Consider the following 20,719-nt stretch of genomic DNA (forward strand, 5'->3'; position numbering starts at 1 on the left):
ATGATCATCCTCTTTCTGTTAAAGCATCAATAGGAAGTTCTACCACAAAAGTTGTCTCTCGCGGTGTGGAATCGAGAAGACTGATCTTTCCACCAAGATCCTCTATATTATTTTTTAGATAATAGAGACCAATTCCATTGGAGGCGATTCCTAAATCATCAAATTTGGTTGTGAAACCAGCTTCAAAAATTAACGGTTTATTTTTCTCGGAAATGCCGGAGCCGTTATCACTTACTCTTATTTCCACCAAATCTTCATCCCGTGTGACTGAAAGCTTAATCCAGCCTTTGGCTTCAATCGCTTCAACTGCATTGGCCAATAAATTATTAATGAAGGTTAAAAGCTTAAATGTATGATAATAAGGATGATTGCCGTAAATATAGACCTGAAAATCGATTGTCTTGCCAAGCATTTCTCCATACGTCCTATTTGCCCGAACCAGGACATCGGCGATTTCATTGATATCCATATAGTCATCGAGGTTTTCCTTCGTCATTAACTTCGACAATCCGGCATAAATCCGTTGATTATCCTTTTTGATCTCATGCATCTCTCCGGCAATTTTTAAGGCCGTCCGGGCCATTTCCCGCTGGCTGATGGCTTTTAATTCACGATACAGTGAATAGCAGGAGCCAGTCAGCTCCTCTGCATTTTTTAACGTTTTTTTCAACTGTAGCATTTCTACGTATAAGTTGGAAATGAGCAGGAGGATTTTCTCATTTCGCTTGCGCTGTTCTTCTTCGGCAAGCTTGGTTTCCCGCACTATCAGAATGTTGAAAAAGCCAAGAACAAAGAAACTGCGGATGATAGCGATGCCGCCGATGGTTAGAAAGGTGGAAATGGTGTTTGTTACTTGTAATGATAAATTCCGAACAGAGATTTCCACAATACTGGCAATCACTTCAGTCACAACACCGTACACACCGATTAATAATGGCCGATCATATAAACTATGAATTTTAAATAGATAAAAAAAGAAGGCGAATGTCAGGTAATAAAAAAAGGCCGGAAAATGCATCCAAAATAAGTCATTCCACGCAATTGCGCCAAATTGCAGTTTATATAAGCAAATTCGAAAGAGAACGACCGAAACCCCTGTAGTCACCCCGGCGATAAGCGGGTGGATCTTTCGCGACCATAATAATATGAAGAAAAATATCGGCGTTCCTAAACTAACCCGCAGTCCTTCACCCTCTAGCGGATAAAATTTCAACTCGCCGCCGATTGGAACAGCGATCATTATAAATAAATAGGTAAGTAGTTTCCCGCGCACACTATCACTCCACCACAGCCGAACTCTTTCCCCTACTATAATAGTAAACAATTTACAGCGAAAATTCTCCCGGAAAAATGACAAATTTATTAAGTTTTGAAGCAAACTGTCGTTTTTTGTAGTTTCTTGTAGGGCACTTGATAAGCTTCAAGTAAGAACAAAGACAAAGGGATTTGTTCGAGTTAGATCTTATTTTTATGTCCTTATCTTTTTAAGTATTGCGAAAGCGTTCGCAAACCGGAGAGCGGGTGAGAATGGTCCGAAAAAAGTATCTGTTTTCTAACCTTGCAGTAAAAAATTCATATTACCTATTGGGGGTATCGCCATGTTTTGGATTGAATTTTTAATCGTATTGGCCTGTATTTTTATCGGGGCACGATTAGGCGGTGTCGGTCTTGGAGTTATGGGTGGTGTTGGACTGGCCATCTTGGTTTTCGTCTTCCACTTACAACCAACTTCAGCACCAATCGATGTCATGTTGATGATTTTAGCTGTTGTCACAGCTGCTGGGGTTCTGCAAGCAGCTGGCGGGATGGATTACCTTGTCTATCTTGCTGAAAAAGCGTTGCGGAAAAATCCGAAGCAAATTACTTTTGTTGCACCAATCGTAACCTACTTATTTACATTGTTTGCCGGAACCGGACACGTTGCCTATTCCGTTTTACCTGTTATTGCTGAAGTATCACGGGAATCAGGAGTAAGACCTGAACGGCCAATGTCAATTGCCGTTATTGCCTCACAACAGGCGATTACAGCAAGCCCAATATCGGCCGCAACGGTTGCTTTATTGGCGTTATTGGCTGATTTTAAAATTTCCCTGCTGCAAATAATGTTAATCTGTATTCCGTCTACCTTTATCGCCTGCATGATTGCAGCATTTTTCTGCAGCAAAGTCGGAAAAGAACTTAATCAAGATCCAGAGTATTTGAAACGTTTGGAAGAGGGATTGGCTCCAATCAAAAACGACAAAAAAGCATTTGAAGCCACAAAAGGAGCAAAGCTTTCTGTCATCTTTTTCCTTGCTGCTGCTCTTCTTGTCGTCATCTTAGGTTCCGTTGAAGCTTTACGTCCTGGATGGGAAATTGAAGGTGTGTTTACTAGAATGGCTATGCCGCCTGCAATCGAAATTGTTATGCTAACGGCTGCTGCCTTAATGATTATCTTCTGTAAACCTAAAATTGATGATATTGTTTCCGGCAGTGTGTTTAAAGCCGGTGCAACTGCCGTTGTTGCTATTTTTGGTATCGCTTGGATGGGTGACACTTTCTTCCAAGGAAACCTTGATTTAATTTCCGGTTCCATTTCCGATATGGTTAAATCAGCACCATGGTTATTCGCACTTGCATTATTTGCCCTGTCCATTTTGCTCTACAGCCAGGCAGCAACGGTTCGTACGCTCATGCCACTTGGTGTAGCACTTGGTATTAATCCGGCATTGTTGGTTGCCATGTTCCCGGCTGTCAACGGGTACTTCTTTATTCCAAACTACCCAACCGTTGTCGCTGCGATCAACTTTGACACAACCGGTACAACAAGAATTGGGAAGTATGTATTAAACCACAGCTTCATGATGCCGGGCCTTGTCGCCACGGCCGGGGCTGTCGTCATTGGGATGTTGCTAAGTATGGTAGTCCTATAGTAATTCCATAAAACTATTGCTTACAAAGGTGTGCGGGGGGTGTCTCTTGACACTCCCAGGTGCATCCTAAAGCGCCCGCCTTTAAAAAATATTATTGGAGATGACTAGAATGAGTACTTCAAAGAATTTCCGTATTGAAAAAGACTTCCTAGGGGAAAAAGAGGTTCCGGCAGATGTCTATTATGGCGTCCAAACGATGCGTGCCCGAGAAAACTTTCCAATTACCGGATATCATCTTGACTCGGCTTTAATCAAAGCAATGGCGATGGTGAAAAAGGCTGCCGCTTTTGCCAATGCGGAAATCGGACAATTGGATCGGAAAATTGCCGATGCCATCATGGCTGCTGCCGATGAAGTAATTGAAGGAAAACTTCACGATCAATTTATCGTCGACCCGATTCAAGGCGGTGCAGGTACTTCCATCAATATGAATACGAACGAAGTTCTTGCTAACCGTGCCCTTGAAATCATTGGTGAGAAAAAAGGAAATTACAAGGTTATCAGCCCAAACTCCCATGTCAATATGGCTCAATCAACAAATGATGCTTTCCCTACTGGTATCCATTTATCAACATTGATGACGTTAAATACTTTACTTGAAGCAATGGATGAACTCCATCATGAATTTATGAAAAAGGCTAATGAATTTGATGGCATTCTAAAAATGGGCCGGACCCACTTGCAAGATGCTGTACCGATTCAGCTCAGCCAGGAATTCGAAGCCTATGCAAGAGTATTAAGAAGAGATATCGCGCGCATTAAAGCAACCCGCAACCATTTATATGCTGTTAATATGGGGGCTACTGCCGTTGGAACAGGCCTGAATGCCGACCCTGAATACATTAAGAAAGTTGTTGTCAAACTGGCGGAAGTTTCCGGTCTGCCAATTGTCGGTGTCGAGGATCTTGTCGATGGAACACAAAATACCGACGCTTACATTGAAGTTTCTGCAGCCCTTAAAGTCTGCATGTTAAATATGTCAAAGATTGCCAATGATTTACGGATGATGACTTCCGGTCCGCGCTGCGGCTTAGGAGAAATCAATCTTCCTCCTCGTCAGCCAGGATCCTCCATCATGCCTGGTAAGGTAAATCCGGTCATGGCCGAGGTGTTGAACCAAAGTGCTTTCCAAGTTGTCGGTAATGATTTAACGATCAGCATGGCCTCGGAAGCCGGACAATTTGAATTGAACGTTATGGAACCTGTGATTGCCTTTAACCTATTGCAATCAATCCGAATTATGACCAATGTCTTTACCGTATTCCGCAAGCATTGCTTAAGCGGCATTACACCTAATAAAGAAAGAATGGAAGCTTACGTAAATAACAGCGTTGGCATTATTACCGCGATTAACCCGCATGTCGGCTATGAAACGGCTGCTCAAATCGCCAAAGAAGCGATTACAACCGGCCGTCCAGTCAGAGAAATTGTTCTCGAAAAAGGTGTTTTAACCGCTGAAGAGTTAGATCAAATCTTACATCCATTTGAAATGACTAAACCTGGAATCGCTGCTAAAGAACTAATTGAGAAAAAACGCCAACAAAAAGAAACAGCTCACGTTTAAAATAATCCAGCAGACGCCTAGCTTTGAGGCCAGGCGCCTGACTGTTTTTACAGACTTGAAGATTAATTGATGTTAAAAGATTGGAAAGAGCAAAGTGAACTCTTTTATGTATAAGTTTTATCAAGGACGACCAATCTTTTTCCACACCACCATTAACATTTCTACCATCACATCAAAGGAGGTACAACTATATGGAACACGGAAAATACCAGCACTTTTTCCGTAAACTGCACTCACTTGCGGGAATCATTCCTGTCGGAGTATTTATGACCGTCCATCTGCTCGTAAACTATTCAGCTGTTTGGGGAATCGACTCCTATAATAAAGCTGCTGGCTTTATGGTAAATTTGCCGTTTAAATATTTTCTAGAGTTATTTGTCATCTTTTTACCGTTATTATTCCATGGAATTTACGGGGTGGTCATTGCTTTTCAGGCCAAACAAAATGTCGGTCAGTATCACTACGCCCGCAACTGGAAGTTCTTTTTCCAGCGGATCACTGGTTTGATTGCCTTTGTTTTTCTAATCTGGCACGTATGGGAAACGAAAGTCCAAGTGGAATTTAACGGAGTCGAGGCTAATTATAATTTAATGGCCGGGATTGTCGATAATGGCTGGATGCTTACACTCTATATCATTGGCATTCTCTCTTGCATTTACCATTTTATTAATGGCTTTTGGACTTTCCTGATCACTTGGGGAATTACCGCATCAACCAAATCACAAAAGATCACCGAATATATTGCGATCGTCTTATTCTTCGGATTGGCCTTCGTCGGAATCCGCGCCATCTTGGCATTTGCTTAAGAGCTAGATAGGGAGGACAAACAAATGAGCAAAGGAAAAATTGTAATCGTAGGAGGCGGTTTGGCGGGCTTGATGGCCGCTATTAAAATCGCAGAAAAAGATGTGCATGTAGACTTATTCTCGGTCGTTCCAGTCAAACGCTCTCACTCGGTCTGTGCCCAAGGCGGGATTAATGGAGCGGTAAATACAAAAGGCGAAAACGACTCCACTTGGGAGCATTTCGATGACACCGTATACGGCGGCGACTTCCTGGCAAACCAGCCACCTGTTAAAGCGATGTGTGAAGCAGCCCCAAAAATTATTCATATGTTTGACCGCATGGGCGTTATGTTTAACCGTACGCCAGAGGGTTTACTGGATTTCCGCCGTTTTGGCGGCACCCAATATCACCGAACCGCTTTTGCCGGTGCGACAACCGGACAGCAGCTGCTTTATGCACTGGATGAACAGGTTCGCAGCTTTGAAGTAAAAGGATTGGTAACGAAATATGAAGGTTGGGAGTTTGTCTCAGCGGTTATTGACCCCGATGGTGTCTGCCGCGGTATCACCGCTCAAGACCTTCGCACGATGGAAATCAAGGCATTTCCTGCTGACGCCGTGATCATGGCAACCGGCGGACTGGGAATGATTTTTGGTAAGTCAACCAACTCAATTATTAATACTGGCTATGCCGCGGCCCGGCTTTATCAACAAGGTGCCCTGTTTGCCAATGGTGAATTCATTCAAATTCACCCAACCGCCATACCAGGAGACGACAAAAACCGGCTAATGAGTGAATCGGCCCGTGGTGAAGGCGGCCGGGTTTGGACGTATAAAGACGGCAAACCATGGTACTTCTTGGAGGAAAAATATCCAGCCTACGGCAACCTAGTTCCAAGGGACATTGCTACCCGTGAAATATTTGATGTTTGTATCAATCAAAAACTTGGGGTCGATGGTGAAAATAAAGTTTACCTTGACCTGACCCATATTGATCCGAAACAATTGGATATCCGTCTCGGCGGAATCATGGAAATCTATGAAAAATTTGTCGGTGATGACCCAAGAAAAGTTCCAATGAAAATCTTCCCTGGTGTCCACTACTCAATGGGCGGCTTATGGGTAGATTTCGAACAGCATACAAGCATTAAAGGAATTTTTGCAGCTGGCGAGTGTGATTATTCGCAGCATGGTGCCAACCGCCTTGGAGCCAACTCCTTATTATCGGCCGTTTACGGTGGCATGGCAGCCGGTCCAAAAGCTTTGGAATACATTCAAGGTTTGGAAACATCTGCAGATGCCGTGGCCTCTTCGGTATTTGAAAAACAGGTCAAGGAAGATGTCAGCAAGTACGAATCAATTCTGGCAATGGATGGAACAGAAAATGCCTATTTACTCCATAAAGAAATGGGCGAATTAATGACAGCCAACGTAACGGTTGTCCGTGAAAATAAGAAATTGAAGGACACATTTGAAAAACTTCAGGAATTCAAAGAGCGCTATAAACGGATCAATATGGAGGATACAGGCAAATGGAACAACTCCAGTGCTTCCTTTGTCCGTCAGCTGGAAGGGATGATGAATCTCGCTCAAGTGATTACCCTTGGTGCTTATCAACGGAATGAAAGCCGCGGGGCACACTACAAGCCGGAATTCCCTGACCGAAATGATGAAGAATGGCTGAAAACAACCATTGCCAAATATAATCCAGCTACTGGCCAGCCAGAACTCTCGTATGAAGAAGTCGATATCTCTTTGATTAAGCCGCGGAAACGTGATTATACAAAATCGAAGAAAGGGGCCAAGTAAAGATGTCGGAAACTGCTCAAAAAATCCATTTAATCATTAAACGGCAAAAAGATGCCAACTCGGATCCGTACACCGAAGAATTTCTGATTCCCTATCGACCGAACATGAATATCATCTCGGCCCTGATTGAAATTCAACGAAATCCGGTGAATGCCAAAGGCGAAACAACGACTCCTGTTGTTTGGGAATCGGTTTGTTTAGAGGAGGTTTGCGGTGCCTGCTCGATGGTGATTAACGGCAAGCCGCGCCAAGCCTGCTCCACATTGATCGACAAAATTTCGCAGCCAATCCATCTGGCACCGCTGACAACCTTTCCGGTTATCCGCGACTTAAGGGTGGACCGCCAGCGGATGTTCGATGCGTTGAAACGGGTTAAAGCATGGGTACCGATTGACGGAACCTATGATTTAGGTGCTGGTCCAAGAATGCCTGAAAAAACAAGACAATGGGCTTACGAATTATCGAAATGCATGACATGCGGCTGCTGCCTTGAGGCCTGTCCAAATGTCAATGCAAAATCTAAGTTTATTGGCCCTGCCGCTATTTCCCAAGTGCGGCTATTCAATGCCCACCCGACTGGGGCTATGCATAAGGAAGAGCGGCTCGAAGCGCTTATGGGAGAAGGAGGCATAACCTCCTGCGGAAACTCACAAAACTGCGTCCAAGTATGCCCGAAAGGCATTCCGCTTACCACTTCGATCGCCCAGGTTAACCGCCAGGTAACCCTGCAATCATTCAGAAACTTCTTTGGATGATTAGAAAAGCGGAAGCGCCTTCGGAACAAGCTCAGCCTGTTCCGGCGCATTAGCTTAGAAAAGGCCTGCTTCTTTTAATGAAGCCGGCCTTTTCTATTTGCTTATTTTTGCTCGCTTTCTGTCCGGACAATTTCTTTCAAGTAGTCCAAAACCTCATCGCGTAGTTCGTCATACTGCAGCGCGAAGTCGATCGTTGTTTTAACAAAGCCAATCTTTTCTCCCACATCAAAACGTTTGCCTTCGAAGTCATAAGCAAATACCCGTTGAATATGGTTCAGTTCCTGAATCGCATCGGTCAGCTGAATTTCGCCGCCGGCACCGGTTTGCTGCTTATCGAGAAACATAAAAATTTCCGGTGTCAGTATGTAGCGTCCCATAATTGCCAGATCAGATGGTGCCGTTCCCGGTACTGGTTTTTCCACCAAATTGTTGACTTGATACCGTCTGCCGGTTTGCTGTGCCGGATCAATGATTCCATAACGATGGGTTTCTCCCATTGGCACTTTTTGTACGCCAATCACTGATGAATGAGTTTCCTCAAATATATTGATTAGCTGTTTTAAGCAAGGGGTTTCACTCTGAACAATATCATCGCCAAGCAGAACAGCAAACGGTTCGTCGCCGATGAAATTACGGGCACACCAAACAGCATGCCCAAGTCCTTTAGGCTCTTTTTGGCGGATATAGTGGATATCAGCAAGATTTGTGGAGTAACGTACCTTGTCCAATAAATCTGTTTTTCCTTTTTCTAACAGGTTTTGTTCAAGCTCAGGCGCAAAGTCAAAATGGTCCTCAATTGCCCGCTTACCTTTCCCTGTAACAATGATAATATCCTCGATTCCCGAAGCAACCGCTTCCTCAACGATATATTGAATTGTCGGTTTATCGACGATCGGTAGCATTTCCTTTGGCATTGCTTTGGTTGCCGGGAGGAACCGTGTCCCTAGTCCCGCTGCCGGGATAATCGCTTTTCTTACTTTTTTCATTCACTTCACCCTACCTTGTCACCAATGATTCACAACAAACTGGGACATCAGCCTGATCTGCTTTACACTATAGTTGAAAACTATTCGGCTGATGGTCCATCAAGTAACTCCAACTATATTCTATCATTATTTCCAAATAAAGCCGAATTTTATGGAAAGAAATTCACAAAGTATGATCAAGTTTAAGGAAATCGCGCCAATCCGATAGGTTCCCCAAGCCAAAGCCCGCTCGAATAAGAACGACTGCTAATTCATATAGTTAGGAATATGGGACCGGGGATTCTTTTTGCATCATAAAGGGGGGGAGTTTATCTTGAAATTTTTTTCTTTTAAAAAAAAGCAACCCGAAAAAAAGGACAACATAGACTCACTTCTTTTATCAAAATTAGACCAGATCATCGAGCTTCTCGAAAAACAGCAAAAAGATACGCGAACCGAAACCGTGGGAAGACTCATCCACCTGGAACATGTCCAAATTGATCATTTGGAAAATATCATTTTTCGCCTTGATAATATCGAAATTGACGAGCTCAGCGGTAAGTTATTAATTGGCACCAATATAAGTGGCTCCGGAGACTTTGCCGCCTCGCTTGTTCAAAAGATTGATAAAGAAAGGGCCAAAAACGAACCCCCATCTGATGCGTCCCCTGATGAACCAAACATGACAAAAACCGCGAAAGGGTTTCGTTTTCGCAATACCTTCTCTTAGTTCCAAGAATGTATTTAACAAAATCAGGGCTCTTTTTTACATAATCCATGGACAATTTTACGAAATTCCACTCCTATTTTACAAAGATTGTAATTAACTGGATAACATCTTAATCATTCTTCCGGATATTGGCCATTTTAATATCCCGATCTTCTATTATAGCATCTAACACATCCTCATCAATATTCACATTATGATTTAATATGGAATGGTTCCCGTTGCCATAAACGCCGCCATGTGACTGATTCACTTTTTCGTTGGCATCCATCCCTGTTACCCGGCTCTCCCCGATCGCCACGACACAATTTTGCTGCATCGCATTCACATTAACGTTGTCAACGGTAAAATTCTTGGTCTCTTCCCCCCCGGCGGTTTCAAAGGACAGATTAATATCGCGATCATCAATCGGTGTGTCGATATAATCTGGATCATTTAAAATCAATAGATTTTGATAAATAAGATTGGATTGCCCGCCAATTTTCCCGATTACATTATTTGTTTTTCCATGGGCACTCCAACCAATGGCTTTATTGTTCTCACCAATAAAAATGCCTGATTGCCGATCCATTGATTGGACATTGATATTTCCGGCAAATTGAAATTCAAAAGCATCGGTCATTCCATCTCACCACGTTATCTTAGCCTTGTTTACCCTATAGATTATGTTTTCACTCATGATACTGTGAGAGAAATGGGTGGCAATCGCCTAAAAATGGAATAGGATATTGAAAAAGGATTGATTTGATGAAGTTATCACTGGGCAATATTCACATTTCAAGCATTGGCAATTCCTCCGCGGTTTTCTTTGGAGAAACAAACACCCTAAAACAATTTCAAAGCGATACCATCTTGGAAGAGGTCGTTGGTTCCATTTCCGGTAAGGATAATATACTCAATCAAGGCTATTGGGTGAAAACAGTGACTAGGAAGGATGAGTAATTCATGGCCTCCCCTATTTTATCGCCGACATTTCACATCGGCACAATTAAAATTGACAGCATTGAAAATGCCTCCTGTTTTAGTATTGGCAATAATTTTATCGAAGACTTTCGCAGCAGTAAAAAACACAGCCAAGGCTTTGGTAATATTCACGGTGACCGCAACAACTTCGCCCGTTCAAGCACAGGTTTAACGCATCATCACGACCAAGAACTGCAAAAGAAACCCCCTCAGGAACAACCGCCTGATCCTGGAGAAACCCTTAGCTGATAAGGGTTTTATTTTTTGGAAAGGCAGAGAAAATTGACACATCTTCTGCAAAAAATACCCTGAAATCGCTGAAAAGCGAGTGAGCATTTCAGCTTAACCACAGTTAAAATTATGGTATAGTTTAGTTAAATGTTACATCTGGAAAGGAAAGAATTATGTTACAAGAAAAATCAAGATCGATCGGTCTGCCGCTCACTGTTTCCATCATCGCGATTTCCTTTTCATCCATCTTTGTGAAATGGTCAGACGCTCCGGCTTCTATTTTGAGCATGTACCGAATGTTTTTTGCCAGTTTATTATTAACGCCAATGGTTTGGAAACACCGGCAGGAGCTGCGAAAAATCAAACCAAAAACAGCACTGTTTTTATTTTTTTCCGGCTTGTTTCTCGCGTTTCATTTTGTTCTTTGGTTCGGCTCGTTGAAATTCACAACGGTTGCCAGTTCGACGATCATTCTGGCCTTACAGCCGATTGTTTCGCTGATTGGCGGTTTTTTTCTTTTTAAAGAGCGAACAACCGGTTCCACCCTTTTAACGATGGGAATCGCGATTATCGGTGCGATAATGATCGGCTGGGGAGACTTCGGGCTGAGCCGAAACGCGATGTTAGGGGATCTGTTCTCCTTTTTTAGCGTCATTGCCGTTGTTGGCTACCTGCTAATTGGGCAAACGATCGTCAAACAGCTGTCACACTGGATTTACAGCTTTTGTGTCTTTTCCTGTGCCACACTGTTTCTGATTGTTTTTAACCTGACAACGAAGGTGAATTTGGGCGGCTATCCGGCAAAGGAATGGGGCATTTTTCTCTTGCTTGCTGTCGTTCCGACTGTCAGCCATGTGATCAACAACTGGCTGATGAACTATGTTAACGCCACCACGATTTCAATGAGCATTTTGGGAGAACCGGTTGGCGCTTCCGTTCTCGCTTTCTTTATTTTGGGCGAGCGTCTGACTTCATGGCAGCTTGCCGGCGGTGTCCTCGTCCTGATAGGTGTATTTTTATTTTTAAGTCAGAAGCAGAAGAAACCAGAGTTAAGTGAATCATTTCCGATTGAAAAAGCAGCCCCATAGACAACGCTCAGTAAACTGCCCCTCCAATTGCTAGCTGTGTGACTAACAATGGGGGGCAGTTCACAGGGGCTATTTTTAATAATAGATGTCAATCGACGATTCTCGCAAACTCCGCCAGTGTTGTCGAGTATTTGATATATATCCGCGGCAGGTAGTAAAGCTCGTCCTTGGTTCCCTTTTCGAAAAAAAGCTCAGGCGTTGTCGTGATGCCAAATGAATAGTATTTCTTCGTTTCCTCGACCACTTTCTCATTAAAGTTCCCATAAGGATAGCTTAGGGCAATCACTGGTTTACCGGTAATTCGGCCAATCATTTCTTTAGAATCCCTTAGTTCATGGGTAAAATCCTTAGTCTTCGTCAAATCCACGTGGGTCGCCGTATGGGATTGAATCGAAAAATACCCCGATTTCGCCAGCCGTTTTAAGTCGGTTGAGGTCAAGCGGTTCTCCCGGCCGATAAAGTCGGAGATGACAAAAAGCGTGCCCGTCGGTTGAAACTGGGGTGAGGCCAGTTTTTTAAAAATCAGATAAACATTTTCGTTGTTTTTATAGCCATCATCAAAGGTTAAAAAGATCGGCTTCTTTACTTTCTTCCTGTCTTGCCAACGGTCAAACGTTAATAACGTAAATCCATTGTCCCGTAAATAGTTGATTTGTTTTTCAAAGTTTTCCGGCGTGACATATAACTCTTTCGACCCCGTTCCCTTATATTCCGCAATCGAGTGATATACTAAAATCAGCACGGGCCGTTCGGCGTATGCCGCCGGTAATTGGAATCCCCAGAAAATATATATCAACAAAAGCAACAGGTACTTTTTCATCCACTCCCCACCTTCGTGTCATTTTGTCTGTAGTATGCCACAATATCAAAAATTAAGCCGTGGTATGGCCTTTCGAGATAATGGATGAATTTTGTATAGAACCACCTCAATTGTCTGCCTGCCGAAACTGTCACAGTAGTTGTGGGAAAAGTTCCATATAATGGTCTGCCAAAGCAGGTAGAGTTAAGGGCATTCTTTGGGATAAAGTGAAACTTACTCGCTTTTCATGAAAATGTCCCGTAGCCATCTTCTACGAGTCAATTCTTTCCTGCTTACCCATGAATATGTCCCATAGCGATCTTCTATGGGACATTTTTCGTTTACATATTATCTTGCAGCCTTTTTACCAGCCATACCCGTGATAATGATGCCAAGGATGGTGGTGGTATCCATAACCACCGTACCCAAATGGACCATAACCGCCGAATCCGCCATAGCCAAACGGACCGTAGCCAAATCCCATCATCGGGTAACCAAAACCGCCGTAAAATGGAGGCATACCGACACCTGCTTTCATTTATTTTCCTATACACCACAGACTATGTAACAGACCTAATAAATGAGCAGTTCTCATCCTAAAATGGGCTGTAGCCTTCCTTTGGTAAAAGCCCTCAAATTGGCGGCAGATCGATTTTTCCTTCTTCAAAAAATACCTTCAACATATGTTTCGTGTATCCGGCCACTTGGGCGAAAGTAATATTGCCAGGTATCGGCGCTTCATCTGCATCAACAACAACATCAATAATACATGGTTTCGTCTGCTTAACGGCTTGCTCAAAAGCAGGCTGCAGCTCATTCGGATGCTCGACACGATAGCCGACACCGCCGCAAGCTTCGGCATATTTGGCGAAATTGGGATTATGGAGATCTGTGCCAAATTCAATATTTCCCATGACCTCCTGCTCAAACTTAATCATCGCTATTTTGTGGTTATTTAACACGACAACGACGAGCGGTAGCCGATATTTCACAGCGGTGACAAAATCATTCATCGTCATGCCAAAGCCGCCGTCACCGCAAATTGCAAACACTTGCCTATTCGGATAGGCAATTTTTCCGGCAATTGCCCCTGGCAGCCCGCAGCCAAGTGTCGCCAGCCAGCTAGAGAGGATCATTTTTTGATTGGTCATATAAAAATGTCGTGCCGTCCATGCGGTGACATTGCCAACATCGACTGAGAGGATGGCATCGTCTGCAGCAACTTCCTGCAAAGCCCGTATCACCCGCTGCGGTTTAATTGGCACAGAGGCATCCTCTCCCTGGGGCTCGAGCCGCGCCCACCACTTCTCCATCCGTTGCTGACATTCTTCTAAAAATTCCCGATGCTGTTTATCATGAACATTTTCAATCAGCCACTCGATGGTGAAACCGGCTTCCCCTGCCAGGCCAACATCTACCGGATAGCGCTTTCCAATTTGATAAGGGTCAATGTCGATTTGAATAGTTTTCGTGTTTTCTGGTAAAAACCCGGTGAACGGATAGGAGGTGCCAATCAGCAGCAGCAGATCGGCATCCTGCATCGCTTCATAGGCTGCCTTCGTGCCGAGCAGGCCAAGCCCGCCTAAGCAATATGGATGCTTATCGGGAATCGATCCTTTAGCCGGCAAGGTTAGTACGATCGGTGCGGCAATTTTTTCGGCAAAAGATAATAATGTTTCCCGGAGGCCATGTGTTCCCTTCCCTGCTAGGATGATCGGCCGCTCGGCATTATTAAGTAATTCTTTCGCACGCTCAAGGTCTTCTTCAAGCGGACGGACCTCCTGCTTGACATAAAAATTTGAGGTCATCAATGCTTTTTTGCCTACCTCAAAACGGGGTATGTCATCGGGAATCGTCAGGACAGACACGCCCTTTTTGACATACGCAGTTCGGATTGCTTGATTTACAACTGCCGGCAGTTGTTCCGCCGACATAACCCGCTGATTGTAAACGGCGACATCATCAAACATCCTCTCTAGGTTTACTTCTTGGAAATAATCCGTACCAAGGAGATCCGATTCCACCTGTCCTGCAAGTGCCAGCACCGGCACCCTGTCAAGCTTGGCGTCATACAAGCCATTTAACAGGTGAATCGCCCCCGGTCCGGCAATCGCCGTACAGACCCCCAATTTGCCGGTCAATTTTGCATATGCGGCAGCGGCCAAAGCACCGGCCTCCTCGTGCCGTACTTGAATAAATTTTATTTTATCCTGTGCTTTGCGAAGCGGCTCGATGAAGGAATTAATTGAATCTCCCGGCATTCCATAAATATGATCGACTCCCCACTCCACCAATAATTCGATTAATTTCTCCCCAGCTTTCTGTCTAAACATGGAACATCCCCTTTTCACAATTGATACCAGTAGTATTATATTTTTTGGTAAAAATTACTCAAATCCCCCGCCAATCTCACAAAAAAAGCCACAAGACAAATAGTCTTGCAGCAATTTTTGCTGAATGGTATCAAGCACCATCTGAGTTTTCGCAAACTGTCCGCCCCACATGGACATTTGTCCACAAGTGGTGTCAGGCACCATGTGAAATTTTCACAAACTGTCCACCACAGACGGACAAATGTCCACGAGCGGTGTCAGGCACCATTATTAACACCATTTACAACATTATTAGATCACTATTAATTCTGTGGTTTTATCCTTTCAGCCAGACCGTTTTTCCTTTGATGACGCCTTGGTACCATTTTGTGTTGCCAACTTTTACCGTTTGGCGGACGATAAATTTGCGTTTTTTGTACGCTGAGAGTTTTTTATAAACAACGTCTTTGTTACCGCCCCATGGCTTACTGTAGGCACTGCCCTTGCCGTTAAAAAACATGGTTTTGGCTTTATGATCGACACTAGTGTAGGAGTAGCTGATTAAATCAGAGGATTTCACCCAGCCGATGATTCCTTTCACACTGCTCGGTTGGTTACTAAGTAGATAATATGTTGAGCTGCCTAAAACAGCTTGTCTTTTAATATAGTAAACCGAACCAGTATAAGTCGAGCCGGCCCGAATTGCCCCTGCCGGATTGCCGATCGTTTTAAAAATGGTAACTCCGCTGTTGCGAACCTTTGCTAATCGGCTCGTCGCTCGCTCTACTTTAGCTGCTACATTGGTTGATTTAACCCAAAACTTTTTCCCGTCCAAACTTCCGTAATACCATAGATCGCTGCCAACGGTTTCCGTTCTATTAATCTTAAATTGCCGATCTTTATAGGTAGAAAGTGAACCATAGATGACGTCTTTTTTCGCTCCCCAGGCGTTGCTATAGGCGCTGCCTTTTCCGGTAAAGTATAATATTTTTTCTTTTTGATCGACAACTCTATTCGGATAGGAAATGACATCCTCAGCCTTTACCCAGCCAACCATTCCGTTGGTACTGCTTGGCTGCTCACTAAGCTGGTAATAAATCTGTCCTTGAGCAAAGGCTACTTTTTTTATAAAATACGTCTTTCCGGTATGCCCGACCCCTGCCGCCACAGCAGACTGACTATCCATATAGTTTTGCAAAATTTTTACACTGCTACTGCGGATTTGACCTAAGCGGCTGGTATTGGCTGTCTTGGCTGGTAGCTGCTGATATTTCGCTTTGACTAACTGGACAAACTGACCCCAACTATATCCCCTGCTGCTAAAATACTGATGAGGATCTTCGTGGGTTGTACCTCCCAGAAATTTTCTGACGGCATTATGGGACCATAACGTACCGCTGCCTGTCATTTCTGCATCAATTAATGGCAAATTATAACGATAAAGTATGGAGGCTATGTACGTGGCATAATTATTAATTGATTTGGCAAATTTAGCTTCTTCAGACTTTTTTACCCGGACTAATTCCACGTGGACAAAACGCTGGTTGGCAACGGAGCCGGCACCCCATGCACCATAACTTGGGGAATGGATTTCAATTACATGCCGATCATCGACAAAGGCATGGACAAACGCTCTCCGATAGTTTCGCAACATGTAAGAAATTTCACCGTTAATCGTGGACTTATCATTGGCGGTTTCATGGGCGACGATGCCCTCCACCTCACCGTACCCGTACCGATAATTAAACTTTGGAAAAATACTCTTATGTTGATATTCTACCTTCGCAGATTCCAGACCATTATCCATTATATAATCATTTACCTTGAAGCTTGATGTTCCAGCAGCCCACATCTGAGCCGGGAAAACAAACCCCACCAACATTATGGCCAAAACTAAGAAGACCGCCTTCCTCATGTTTCCTCCCTCATTACTAGCTTAATAGACTTCTAGTGACAATTATACTACTACAAAGGGCATGGTGTAAGACTCTATCAAAAAATGTCGAAAAGCATCATACGGCAGAGATTATGTAAGTTTTTTACAAAGTGTCCATCTGGGGTGGAATCATGTATTTCTGTGGTGTCAGGCACCAATTTTCATTTAAACATATTGAAAATATTGTAAATTCTATTTATGATGGTGGGAGAAATAGCATGATTATATGAATAAGGTGGGGGATGGGAATGAAGCGATTTTTAAAAGTTTTTCTTGCTTTTGGCGTTGTTGCCGGGGCATCTTATGGTATGTCGGAATCTGTTCACGTTGTTGAGGCGAAAACGAAGATTGTGAAGTATCAAAATTGCAAGGAGATGAACAAGGTGTATAAAGGCGGTGTGGCCAAGTCTTCCAAGGTGAAAAACAAAGGCGGAAAAACAAAGTTTAGGCCATTTGTTTCCAAGGCGCTCTATAATGCCAATATAACGAAAGACCGCGACAAAGACGGTATCGCATGTGAGCGTTAAGGACATAGTAAATAGATTCTTTCAAAGGAGGTCATATGACTCATGAAAATTGCGTTTATTTCCGATATTCATGGGAACGCCGTTGCCCTTGATGCGGTGCTCACGGATATTCGAAAAAAATCAATTGATAAAATCTGTGTTTTAGGTGATATTTGCTATCGTGGTCCGGAACCGAAGCGTTCCCTGGAATTAGTTCGCTCCTTAAATGCTGATGTGATCAAAGGAAACGCCGACGAATGGGTTGTCCGCGGCGTTCGCGAAGGAGAAGTACCCGACAAAGCTTTGGAGCTAATGAATAAAGAGCGGCAATGGACGGTTGAAAATCTAACCCAATCCGACATCGATTATTTACAGCAATTGCCCGAACAGCTAAACTTTAGGTATGATGATGTAAACATAACCGCGTTTCACGCTACTCCCTCAAGTTTATTTGAGGTGGTTCCACCACATGCAAGTGATGAGGAGTTGGAGCAGCAATTTTTTGCAGCAGCAGACGCTCAAGTTTACATATATGCCCATATTCATACACCATATATCCGTTACCTTAGTGGAAAAATGATCATGAATATCGGCAGCGTTGGTCTCCCATTCGACGGCTTAGCCAAGGCCTCTTACGGTTTAGTAGAGATTACCAATGGAAACTTGCGGACATCGATTGAACGCGTTTCCTACGATACGGAAAAAGTCAGCAAACTTTACCAGCAAGTCGATTATCCCAATACCGACATGATGATTAACGTCATTCGCAATGGAAGATTGTAATAGAAAAAACAACAACCACGACTCTAGCTGGTTCATAATCGATGTATGATTAAAACAACTTCCTTTTACAAAAAGCGAAAGCAATGCCAGGCATTATTAAAAGAGTGCCCCAGCATTGCTTTTACTTTTAAAAAAATTTATACGACAAGCCGGATTCGATTACCTGACGGGTCGCTGGTCAAATAATAAGCGGATTCCTCCTCGACGGGCGCCCCAAGCTGTTGTAGTTTTTTCACAACGGCGTCTCTAGCAGCCGCATCTGGATAAATGATCGAAAACCAATTTAACCCTATACTATTTTGCGCTGGCCGCTTGGCGCCGACACCCTGCCAGGTGTTGATGGCGATATGATGATGGTAACCTCCACTCGACAGAAACACAGCTTGCGGATAGTGGCTGACCACGTTAAAGCCAAGGCCATTAGTATAAAATTCCTCCACTGTTGGCAAGTCAGCCACGTGAAGATGAATATGTCCCATCACAGTTCCAGCCGGCAGGCCGCTCCATTGGCCGTTACTTTCCGCCAAAATCGCCTCGACGTCAAGCTGTTCTGTGGCCATTTCAACTAAGCCATTTTTCCACGTCCATTCATGCGATGGGCGATCGCGGTATACCTCAATCCCATTGCCGTCCGGATCATTCAGGTATAGTGCTTCACTCACATAGTGATCGGCGGCACCGAGCGGGTACCCGGTTTGCAGCAGGTGCCTTAAGAATGCCGCAAAGTCCGCACGTGAAGGCAGTAAAATCGCAAAATGATATAAACCTGTCGTGCGCTTTTCCTTTGCGATTACATTTACCGGCTGTTTGAGTGTCAGCAGCGGAGTTTGACCATCTGCCGTTAAAACGGCGCGATGGTGAGACTTTTCCAATACTTGAAAGCCAATCATTTGTTGATAAAAAGAAACGGCAGATTCAAGGTTTTTCACGTTTATGTTAACCTCACCAACAAAAACAGTCGGTTTCTGGTGAAACTTCTCCATGCTATTGTTTACCCCCTTTTTGTTTTCCACAATTATATATTAGTTACTAAAAAGAAATACTATTATCTTGAATTAATAATATTTTAAATTGAGATAAATGTAAAGCAACAAGTATTAATTGTTTTTTCCAATTAGAGACCAAAAGCTGATTTGTTCCAAAGTGTGGTATGACTGCCTTACTTAGAACAACCAAGGCAACTACGCCAATCACTGGTATAGCAGTATTGCTAATATCACAGACTCGGATAGATTCCTTTAGATCTGAAGTAGTCAAAGCAATCGCAACAGTCAAACCACCAAAAGGAAATCAAGAAAAATAGTTTGTAAGAAAAAGCAAAAGCCAGGCCGCCTGCCAAATCCTATTGGCTGCTGCCTGACTTTTCCTACTTAATCAGCTCAATAACCTGATTCAAATCGTCCGCGATTTGATAGGCATTTGTTTTCATTTCCTCATTTGGTTCGATCAGATCAGGGACAATAATGCACTGAATCTTGGCACTGACTGCAGCCCTTAAGCCGTTAAGTGAATCTTCTAAAACGAGGGATGCAGCCGTTTCCTCTTTTCCGCGTTTACAGGCTTCCAGGAAAATATCAGGATTTGGCTTTCCGTTCTCAACTTCTTCCCCGCTTACGTAATAGTCAAAGCGATCTGTTAAACTGGTAAGCGATAAATAGTATTCTATGGTAGCCCTGCTGCTCGAAGAGGCAATGCATTTTTTTACTCCTTTCCGATCAAGAGCAGCTAATAGGTTTTTCGCCCCCGGCTTTATCAGAAGCCCTTCTTCACGGAGGATGTTATCAAACTCCTGCCGATAATCCTTCACGATCGCAGGAAAGGAGAAATCCGAGCCGTATATTTCTTTCATAATCATATTGCATTCATGATCAGCTACACCAATAATGGGCTTATAATGTTCGATTGGAAACTCGTAACCTCGTCTTTTCATCACCCGTCTCATCGCTTCATAAGAGGGACGCTCCGTATCAAACAGCAGTCCGTCCATGTCGAAGATTACTAATTTTACATCTTTCATTTTTCAGCCTCCTTGTTGAAAAAAGACAGAGAGATCAACTCCCTGCCTACTCTTTCATGATGCGCAATGCATCAAAATCTTAGAATACCTTCATCAAAAGTAGCTATCCTATTAATAATCAAATTGTCGATAATAGCGGCGCATGTCCAAATTATGTCCAGTATATTTTTCATAATGGCGAGCTAACCGATCGACTAACAGAGTAGAAGAAATCGTTGGTGCCAAAATCCAGCGGAACTCCTCATCGATTCCTTTTAACTCGTAATCTTTCGTGTCGAGAATCACCAGTTTATCAGTATATTGCCGGCAGAACTTCTCAACACGCTCATCTAGCGTCCGTCGTTTCCCTTCACCTTTTACTAAGAATACAGGTACATCCTTATCGACTAATTCTAGTGTACCATGAAAGAACTCCGAAGAGGAAACAGCTTTTGTGCGAAGTTTGAGTCAAGTATTTGTGGGCAGTTTTTTTATCCCCACAGAAGTGAAAGCGGATTCACTTATTTAGAGTGCTCTCTTGATAGAAAATTTGTCTTTTTTAAAAACCGGCCAACTCTTTTAATGCTT

The 20,719-nt window shown here is 43.5% G+C and carries 22 protein-coding genes; 11 read left to right on the forward strand and 11 right to left on the reverse strand.

Annotation, left to right across the window (positions count from 1 at the left end; all coding sequences use genetic code 11):
* Positions 1-4: 4 nt before the first annotated feature.
* Positions 5-1,273 carry a sensor histidine kinase gene (locus JK635_RS01525; protein WP_202651764.1) on the reverse strand — a complete coding sequence of 423 codons (1,269 nt, stop codon included), beginning with the start codon at positions 1,271-1,273 and terminating at the stop codon, positions 5-7.
* 325 nt (positions 1,274-1,598) lie between these two features.
* Here JK635_RS01525 and JK635_RS01530 point away from each other — a divergent pair, with 325 nt between their 5' ends.
* From JK635_RS01530 to sdhB, 5 genes are all read left to right on the forward strand, one after another.
* Entirely contained in the window at positions 1,599-2,912 is a 1,314-nt protein-coding gene (locus JK635_RS01530) for an anaerobic C4-dicarboxylate transporter family protein (protein WP_202651766.1), read from the forward strand.
* A 109-nt stretch (positions 2,913-3,021) separates the two neighbouring features.
* The gene (aspA, locus tag JK635_RS01535) at positions 3,022-4,476 is read left to right on the forward strand and encodes an aspartate ammonia-lyase (RefSeq protein ID WP_202651768.1); all 1,455 of its coding nucleotides are present in this window, start codon (positions 3,022-3,024) and stop codon (positions 4,474-4,476) included.
* Between the two features lie 191 nt (positions 4,477-4,667).
* The gene (locus JK635_RS01540) at positions 4,668-5,282 is read left to right on the forward strand and encodes a succinate dehydrogenase cytochrome b558 subunit (RefSeq protein WP_202651771.1); all 615 of its coding nucleotides are present in this window, start codon (positions 4,668-4,670) and stop codon (positions 5,280-5,282) included.
* A gap of 24 nt (positions 5,283-5,306) precedes the next feature.
* Complete coding sequence (sdhA, locus tag JK635_RS01545; RefSeq protein ID WP_202651772.1) at positions 5,307-7,070, forward strand: succinate dehydrogenase flavoprotein subunit; 1,764 nt, start codon at positions 5,307-5,309, stop codon at positions 7,068-7,070.
* A gap of 2 nt (positions 7,071-7,072) precedes the next feature.
* On the forward strand, positions 7,073-7,825 hold the full coding sequence (gene sdhB / locus JK635_RS01550) for a succinate dehydrogenase iron-sulfur subunit (RefSeq protein ID WP_202651773.1): 753 nt from the start codon (positions 7,073-7,075) through the stop codon (positions 7,823-7,825).
* 101 nt (positions 7,826-7,926) lie between these two features.
* Here the strand turns inward: sdhB and galU are convergent, their stop codons facing one another.
* The gene (gene galU / locus JK635_RS01555) at positions 7,927-8,811 is read right to left on the reverse strand and encodes a UTP--glucose-1-phosphate uridylyltransferase GalU (RefSeq protein WP_202651775.1); all 885 of its coding nucleotides are present in this window, start codon (positions 8,809-8,811) and stop codon (positions 7,927-7,929) included.
* A 313-nt stretch (positions 8,812-9,124) separates the two neighbouring features.
* Here galU and JK635_RS01560 point away from each other — a divergent pair, with 313 nt between their 5' ends.
* Entirely contained in the window at positions 9,125-9,520 is a 396-nt protein-coding gene (locus JK635_RS01560) for a hypothetical protein (RefSeq protein WP_202651777.1), read from the forward strand.
* Positions 9,521-9,629: 109 nt separating this feature from the next.
* Here JK635_RS01560 and JK635_RS01565 read toward each other — a convergent pair whose 3' ends face one another.
* On the reverse strand, positions 9,630-10,139 hold the full coding sequence (locus tag JK635_RS01565; RefSeq protein WP_202651779.1) for a hypothetical protein: 510 nt from the start codon (positions 10,137-10,139) through the stop codon (positions 9,630-9,632).
* Positions 10,140-10,264: 125 nt separating this feature from the next.
* Here JK635_RS01565 and JK635_RS01570 point away from each other — a divergent pair, with 125 nt between their 5' ends.
* The 3 genes from JK635_RS01570 (at position 10,265) to JK635_RS01580 (ending at position 11,799) form a co-directional block, all read left to right on the forward strand.
* A complete protein-coding gene (locus JK635_RS01570; protein ID WP_202651781.1) occupies positions 10,265-10,459 on the forward strand; it encodes a hypothetical protein in 195 nt (64 codons plus the stop codon).
* 3 nt (positions 10,460-10,462) lie between these two features.
* Positions 10,463-10,729 carry a hypothetical protein gene (locus tag JK635_RS01575; protein WP_202651783.1) on the forward strand — a complete coding sequence of 89 codons (267 nt, stop codon included), beginning with the start codon at positions 10,463-10,465 and terminating at the stop codon, positions 10,727-10,729.
* A 155-nt stretch (positions 10,730-10,884) separates the two neighbouring features.
* Positions 10,885-11,799: a DMT family transporter gene (locus JK635_RS01580; protein WP_202651784.1), complete on the forward strand. Its 915-nt coding sequence runs from the start codon at positions 10,885-10,887 to the stop codon at positions 11,797-11,799.
* An 88-nt stretch (positions 11,800-11,887) separates the two neighbouring features.
* Here the strand turns inward: JK635_RS01580 and JK635_RS01585 are convergent, their stop codons facing one another.
* The 4 genes from JK635_RS01585 to JK635_RS01600 all read right to left on the reverse strand — a co-directional run bounded on the left by JK635_RS01585 (position 11,888) and on the right by JK635_RS01600 (position 16,825).
* Entirely contained in the window at positions 11,888-12,619 is a 732-nt protein-coding gene (locus JK635_RS01585; protein WP_202651786.1) for a polysaccharide deacetylase family protein, read from the reverse strand.
* A 343-nt stretch (positions 12,620-12,962) separates the two neighbouring features.
* The gene (locus JK635_RS01590; protein ID WP_202651788.1) at positions 12,963-13,118 is read right to left on the reverse strand and encodes a hypothetical protein; all 156 of its coding nucleotides are present in this window, start codon (positions 13,116-13,118) and stop codon (positions 12,963-12,965) included.
* Between the two features lie 112 nt (positions 13,119-13,230).
* Positions 13,231-14,931 carry a pyruvate oxidase gene (locus JK635_RS01595; protein WP_202651790.1) on the reverse strand — a complete coding sequence of 567 codons (1,701 nt, stop codon included), beginning with the start codon at positions 14,929-14,931 and terminating at the stop codon, positions 13,231-13,233.
* A gap of 316 nt (positions 14,932-15,247) precedes the next feature.
* Positions 15,248-16,825 (reverse strand): GW dipeptide domain-containing protein, encoded by a 1,578-nt coding sequence (locus JK635_RS01600; protein WP_202651792.1) that lies wholly within the window; start codon positions 16,823-16,825, stop codon positions 15,248-15,250.
* Between the two features lie 269 nt (positions 16,826-17,094).
* On the opposite strand from JK635_RS01600, the gene JK635_RS01605 reads away from it, so the two are divergent.
* Positions 17,095-17,373 carry an excalibur calcium-binding domain-containing protein gene (locus JK635_RS01605; protein WP_202651794.1) on the forward strand — a complete coding sequence of 93 codons (279 nt, stop codon included), beginning with the start codon at positions 17,095-17,097 and terminating at the stop codon, positions 17,371-17,373.
* 42 nt (positions 17,374-17,415) lie between these two features.
* Positions 17,416-18,135 carry a metallophosphoesterase family protein gene (locus tag JK635_RS01610; RefSeq protein WP_202651796.1) on the forward strand — a complete coding sequence of 240 codons (720 nt, stop codon included), beginning with the start codon at positions 17,416-17,418 and terminating at the stop codon, positions 18,133-18,135.
* 137 nt (positions 18,136-18,272) lie between these two features.
* On the opposite strand, the gene JK635_RS01615 is transcribed toward JK635_RS01610, so the two are convergent.
* The 4 genes from JK635_RS01615 to JK635_RS01630 form a co-directional block, all read right to left on the reverse strand.
* On the reverse strand, positions 18,273-19,118 hold the full coding sequence (locus tag JK635_RS01615; RefSeq protein ID WP_202651798.1) for a VOC family protein: 846 nt from the start codon (positions 19,116-19,118) through the stop codon (positions 18,273-18,275).
* Positions 19,119-19,164: 46 nt separating this feature from the next.
* On the reverse strand, positions 19,165-19,410 hold the full coding sequence (locus JK635_RS01620) for a hypothetical protein (RefSeq protein ID WP_202651800.1): 246 nt from the start codon (positions 19,408-19,410) through the stop codon (positions 19,165-19,167).
* 91 nt (positions 19,411-19,501) lie between these two features.
* Positions 19,502-20,152, reverse strand: a complete 651-nt coding sequence (locus JK635_RS01625; protein ID WP_202651802.1) for an HAD family hydrolase — start codon at positions 20,150-20,152, stop codon at positions 19,502-19,504.
* Between the two features lie 111 nt (positions 20,153-20,263).
* The gene (locus tag JK635_RS01630) at positions 20,264-20,437 is read right to left on the reverse strand and encodes a hypothetical protein (protein WP_202651804.1); all 174 of its coding nucleotides are present in this window, start codon (positions 20,435-20,437) and stop codon (positions 20,264-20,266) included.
* Positions 20,438-20,719: the final 282 nt, after the last annotated feature.

It is taken from the genome of Neobacillus paridis (genome assembly GCF_016765675.1).
Classification (GTDB): domain Bacteria; phylum Bacillota; class Bacilli; order Bacillales; family Cytobacillaceae; genus Neobacillus; species Neobacillus paridis.